General features: G+C 64.7%; 6 protein-coding genes. 1 reads left to right on the forward strand and 5 read right to left on the reverse strand.

Features of this window, described 5'->3' with window-relative positions; genetic code table 11:
• From EOA27_RS22205 to EOA27_RS22225, 5 genes are all read right to left on the reverse strand, one after another.
• Positions 1–1327, reverse strand: a 1327-nt coding sequence (locus EOA27_RS22205; protein WP_127257178.1) for an HPr family phosphocarrier protein, incomplete at its 3' end; no start/stop codon positions are given.
• A 48-nt stretch (positions 1328–1375) separates the two neighbouring features.
• Complete coding sequence (locus tag EOA27_RS22210) at positions 1376–1756, reverse strand: PTS glucitol/sorbitol transporter subunit IIA (RefSeq protein WP_126061115.1); 381 nt, start codon at positions 1754–1756, stop codon at positions 1376–1378.
• Between the two features lie 29 nt (positions 1757–1785).
• Positions 1786–2790, reverse strand: a complete 1005-nt coding sequence (locus EOA27_RS22215) for a PTS glucitol/sorbitol transporter subunit IIB (protein ID WP_126082914.1) — start codon at positions 2788–2790, stop codon at positions 1786–1788.
• Positions 2791–2805: 15 nt separating this feature from the next.
• Positions 2806–3573 carry a PTS glucitol/sorbitol transporter subunit IIC gene (locus EOA27_RS22220; protein WP_041008501.1) on the reverse strand — a complete coding sequence of 256 codons (768 nt, stop codon included), beginning with the start codon at positions 3571–3573 and terminating at the stop codon, positions 2806–2808.
• A 52-nt stretch (positions 3574–3625) separates the two neighbouring features.
• Positions 3626–4063, reverse strand: a complete 438-nt coding sequence (locus EOA27_RS22225; RefSeq protein ID WP_042643996.1) for a transcriptional regulator GutM — start codon at positions 4061–4063, stop codon at positions 3626–3628.
• A gap of 188 nt (positions 4064–4251) precedes the next feature.
• On the opposite strand from EOA27_RS22225, the gene EOA27_RS22230 reads away from it, so the two are divergent.
• The coding region (locus EOA27_RS22230) for a hypothetical protein (protein ID WP_127257181.1) at positions 4252–4838 on the forward strand (587 nt) is incomplete at its 3' end.

Below are 4838 nucleotides of genomic sequence, written 5' to 3' on the forward strand. Positions count from 1 at the left end.
CGAACGCCCTGGCCAGCGCGCTGTAGGTCTCGGCCTGCATGTCTTCCGAAGGCAGGTGCATGTGGCGCATGAAGAGCAGCTCGGTGCGGAACAGGCCGACGCCCATGGCGCCGGCTTCCTGCGCCGCCTCGATCTCTTCCAGCGAGCCGATATTGGCCGCGACCTCGATCACCGTGCCATCCGCGCGGGTCGGCGTCACGCTCTTGAACACTTTCAGCCCGGCGCGCTCCTGCGCCGCGGCTTCAACGCGCTTGTTGAAATCGGAGCGCGTCGCCCCATCCGGATCGACGATGACATGCCCGGCATTGCCGTCGATGGCGACCTCCTTGGCCGCACGCAACTCGTTGATCTTGTCTCCCAGACCCAGCACGGCCGGAACGCCGTGCGAGCGGGCGATGATGGCGATGTGCGAGGTGGCGCCGCCATGGCCGCAGACCACGCCGCCGATGCGCTTCAGCGGCGCGCGCGCCAGATCCCAGGCACCGATGTCGTCGGCAATCAGGATCGCGCCTTGAGGGATGGTCTCCAGGCTGACCTCGTCCTGGCCGAGCAGCACCAGGCAGATCTGCCCGCCGACGGCATGGACGTCGTCGGCCCGGGCATTGAGATAATGGTCGTCGACCGCGCTGAAATCGGCGGCGATGGTGGCCGCGGCCGCGATGACCGCGGAGACCGCATCGTCACCGCCCTTGATCAGTCTTTCGACCTCGCCGGTCAGGCTGTCGTCGGCGGCGATGTCGCGCAAAGCCGCGACGATGCCGCGGTCGCCGGCGGCGAGATTGTTCTCGGCAAGCGTGCGGTCCATGCGCGCCTGGACGCTGGCGACGGCGCCGCGGAAGCGCTCCAGCTCGCTTTCGATCTCGCCGGCCTGCAGGTGCCTGCCCGGCCCCTCGATCTCCGGCGGGAAATGGGCGAAGGCCGGCCCGATCGCCACGCCCTCACTGGCGGCTACGCCCTGCAGTTTCGGCGTTCCATCCGCCGACGCTGCAGCCGGTGCTACGGGCTCCGACGCAGGTGCGACGGCTGCGGTTTCAGAGCCGCCCTCACCCGCTTCGCTCTCGTCGTCGAGACCGGCGCGCGGATTCTCCAGATAGCCGATCAGCGCCTCGATCGCCTCGATGGCGTCGGCGCCGTTGGCGCGCACGGTGACTTCCTGGTTTTCCTTGACCGCCAGCAGCATCAGCTTGACCGAGCTCTTGGCGCTGACCGCCTTGCCGTCCTTGATCAGCTCGACATCGGATTCAAAACCCTTGGCGAGTTTTACGAACCGCGTGGCGGGACGGGCGTGCAAACCTTCGTGCACTCTGACGATGGTCGAGCGTTCCATGGCAATTCTCTAGGTTTGGGCGCTTATCGACAGACAGCGCGGATATTATCAGGCGGCGATGGTGATGACAGCGCCCGGTGTAAGGGCGGCCACGAGCGCTCCGGTATCGACCTCGGACGCGCAAACCTCACCCGGCCTTTCGGCCTCGGATGCTCCGTTGAAAGAGATCACGACATGACCCATCTCGCGGACCTTGCTCCAGGCCGTGGAGCCGACCGCCGTTATCGTCGCCGAGACCGGCCCGAGCGTGATGGAGGCGCCTGTTGCCGGCGCATCGTCGCTCGGGCCTTCTTCCGTCTTGTGCAGCACGGAGACCTCGGCCAGTTCGGGAGGCGAGCCATCCGCGAACAGGATGAGCACGCCGCCTTCGGCGAGGTCCGCCACTTCGGGTCCAATTGCCGTGACCCGTGTCTTGAGAAGAACCGACATTTGGCGAACCTCGTTTTATTACTGCTATTTTAGAACACGATCAGGGACACGACCCATGCGATCAGCACGGAGACCGGGCCCATGATCTGGCGGCTGATGAGCACCGCCGGCACGCCGATTTCGATCGTCTTCGGCTTGGCCTCACCGAGCGCCAGACCGACAGGAACGAAGTCGCAGCCCACCTGGGTGTTGTAGGCAAACAGCGCCGGCAGCGCCATTGCGGGCGAGATGGTGCCGTTGGCGATCTGCGGGCCGATGATGGCGACGCCGATGACCTGGGCGATGACCGCGCCCGGTCCCAGGATGGGCGACAGGAACGGCAGGCCGCAGATGGCCGAGATGACCAGCAGGCCGACGATGTTGTTGGCCAGCGGACCCATCGGCTGCGCCAGCACATCGCCGATGCCGGTATAGAGGATCAGGCCGATCAGCATGGTCACGAAAGCCATGAAGGGCAGCACGTTGCGGACGACCTGATCGATGGTGCGGCGGCCGGAGTTGAAGAAGATGCCGACCACGCGGCCCATGACGCGGCCGATCGAGCTGATCAGGCCGATAAGCCCGCCTTCGCTCGGCAGCGGCTCGGCCGCCCTGGCTGTGGTGTTGTTGCTTGAACTCATCGATGCTGCTCCCCCCGCAGTGGTGACCGCTTCGGATCCGTCCGCCATTGCGACATTGGCCGGCTTCACGCCCGAAACGTAGATGTCTTCCGTGATGAACTGGGCGAGCGGACCCGCCTGGCCGACCGGCGTCAGATTGACGGTCGGGATACGCTTGCGCGGGTAGACGCCGCAGCGCGCGGTGCCGCCGCAGTCGACGACGACGACCGCCATCTCGCTTTCGATCGGCGGCGACTTGAAGCCGTCGACAGCCTGGGCGCCGGTCATGTCGGCAATGAGCTGCGCCACCGGATGGATGCCGCCACCGGTTACCGACACGACCTTGTTGCGCTGCTCGGTCGGCTCGATGACCAGGGGGCCGCCCCAACCGGTCGACCCCTTCGATATCTTTACTGCCTTGTATGTCTTGGCCATGGTGTCCTCCCGCCCTTAGAGCTCGACGCCCTGGCGGCGTGCCATGATGGCCGTGATGCGCTCGGTCAGGATGCCCTTCAGCAGGATGACGACGAGGCCGACGATGGCGTACCAGATGGCTACCTTGACGTGATAACCATTGGCGATGACGCCCCGCTTCTCGAGGTCGAGCAGCGCGACCAGCATGCCGCCCCAGACGAAATATTCACCGGGGTTGATGTGCGGGAAGAGGCCGAGCGGGGGATGCACATAGGACACTGCCGCGTCGTAGAAGGCAGGCTTGTGCTTTTCTTCCAGGAAGGAACCGAAGGTGTAGGCCATCGGGTTGGTGAGGAAGAACACCGAGAGCACCGGCAGCACCGTATAGCGGGTCAGCGCGATGCGGCCGGCGCCACGCGCCAGACCGTGGACGCGCTCCTCGCCGACCAGCTCGGTGACGGCGTAGAAGGCCGTCATAAGCACGACCAGGGTCGGGATGATGCCGGTGACGAAGCCGGCGAACACTTCGCCGCCCTTCTGGAAGATGCCGATGAAGTACTTGCCGATGGCGGTGAGCCAGCCGAGCTGCTCTTCCTGCTGCACGTTCTTCAGCTGTTCCTTGAGCTGATCGGCGGTGACCGGCGCGTTGTCGGTCGTCGCCTGCGCCAGGACCACGAGATGATCGGTGGCATGCTCGACGCCGAGCTTGCCGTGCCAGGCAGCATCCGAAACCATGGTGCCTGCGACATGCAGGTTGTGCACCGCGAGGTCCGCATGCTGCGCCAATAGTGTAATTACAGACATTTCTCCTCCTTATGACCCCTGCCGGTCATTCCCAGCCGGCTGCCGGCGTCGTTTAAGCCCTTGCTATGTTCAAGCCGGCCAGGCCCGGCTTCTTCCCCGGCTCCGACCGTGCGCGGTCGATCTGCTCGATCGCCCGTTTCACGGCCTCGGCCACACCGGGTTCCCCCTCCCCCATGATCGCAGGGTTGGACCGGAGTCGATCGAGGGGGATACCCTCGAATTCTTCATGTCGCTTGAACTTGGTCAGCACCGAACGGCCGCTCATGACCATCATGCGGCGCACGATGAGATCCGGCGTCACGACGATGAGCGCGATGGTGCCCTTGGCCAGGCGTCCGCGGAAATTGCCCGCGCCGACGAAACCGTCCTTGTACTGGCTGGTGACGCCTTTGAAGACATCCGAATAATGCCGCATCTGCAGCCAGACGCCCAACGATTGCAGCGCCCAGACAACAAACAGCAGAAGCAGTGCCCACTGCCAGATTGCCATTTCGGTCTCCTCCCGAGTCTCTTCCTCCGGCACATATTGAACGGAGGCGAGACGACCCGAAAGTGAGAACATTTGTTTCCTCGAATGTCAACATGTATTATATTAGCAGCCATAACGCTCCACAGCCGACCGGCCGATTTCGGCATCGGCGGCGCTGTGGTAGCCTGTCGTCAAACGGGATGTGAGACATGGACCTGCCCTTCAGGCACGAACTGGCGCTTATGCCGGACCTTCGCCACAGGCTGCGGCAGCTGCGCTGGTTCCGCGCCACCTTCCGCAGCAGCGCGAGGGTGGTGTCGGAAACGTTCGGCGTGCGCTTCGAGATCGACGAGGCCAAGCTGACGCGCGCCTTCCTCGACTGGATCGAAGTCATGGAAGCGCAGAAGCGATTTGCGGCGGTCGACCGCGCGGACTTCATCGTCTTCGCCGCCGGGCTGGTGCTGCGTGAGCTGATCCGGCAGGCGCCGGCGCGGGAGGCCTCAGGTCTGAAGGAAATGGTCGAGACCGAGGCAAATGCCGGCACGGCGGAAATCGTGCGCTTCTGGCCGGAAGGTTTCCTTTATACCAACTACTGCGTGTCGGCGATCCTGGCCGTGCACGAGCAGGAATTCGGCAACGCGCCCAGCATCGATAAATGCGCCGACGATCTGCGCACCTGGTGGTCCTACCGCGAGAACGCATCGGAAATGCCCGCTTATGCCGTGGCCTTCCTCGATCGGTTCCTCGGCGCCGAGCCCAACTGGATCACACCCGACCGCGCCCAGTCGCGCCAGGC

The organism is Mesorhizobium sp. M2A.F.Ca.ET.037.01.1.1 (genome assembly GCF_003998075.1).
Lineage (GTDB): Bacteria > Pseudomonadota > Alphaproteobacteria > Rhizobiales > Rhizobiaceae > Mesorhizobium.